General features: G+C 25.6%; 1 protein-coding gene and 1 tRNA gene. One reads left to right on the forward strand and one right to left on the reverse strand.

Annotated features, from left to right (window positions below; translation table 11 throughout):
* Positions 1-111 precede the first annotated feature (111 nt).
* Entirely contained in the window at positions 112-240 is a 129-nt protein-coding gene (locus LUA84_RS04195) for a hypothetical protein (RefSeq protein ID WP_256443506.1), read from the reverse strand.
* Positions 241-277: 37 nt separating this feature from the next.
* Here LUA84_RS04195 and LUA84_RS01860 point away from each other — a divergent pair.
* Positions 278-349: transfer RNA gene (locus LUA84_RS01860), tRNA-Asn, on the forward strand.
* Positions 350-550: the final 201 nt, after the last annotated feature.

A 550-nucleotide genomic window follows, 5' to 3' on the forward strand; every position in this document is an offset into this window, starting at 1 on the left:
TCTAAAAATATTATTGTATTTATTGTTTTCTTATGAAATATTATTCCATCCAATATCTTTATTAGATCTAAATTATTTTCTCCAGCAATTCTAAAATATTCCATATATTTCTTATTTAATTTTTCTAATATTATTTTCATGTAATCCCAATGCCATTTTTCCATCCAAATCAGAATCTGCTGCTATTAATATTTCTTCATTTGAATCTTTTATCTCTTTTGCTATATCTGAAAAATCCATTTAATATTGAAATACAATAATATTTAAAAATATAGAAGCCCCGATAGCTCAGTGGTAGAGCGACGGACTGTTAATCCGCAGGTCCCTGGTTCGAACCCAGGTCGGGGCTATCGTCTATATCTATAATAATTTCCATAGTAATTTCCATAATTATATCCATAATAATTATAATAATTACTATAATTTTGTTGGTTATATTGTAAATTATTTTCAGCAAAATTATCAATATTTTCTTCATTATTTTCCTCATTTTCTTCTTCGAATTTTTCTTCTTCTTCAACGAATTCTGGTAATAATTTATCTATTACAT

The organism is Candidatus Nanopusillus massiliensis (assembly GCF_920984865.1).

Excerpts from the sequence above, each read along its gene's own strand:
- LUA84_RS04195 (WP_256443506.1), bottom strand. The coding sequence starts at position 240 with ATGGATTTTTCAGATATAGCAAAAGAGATAAAAGATTCAAATGAAGAA.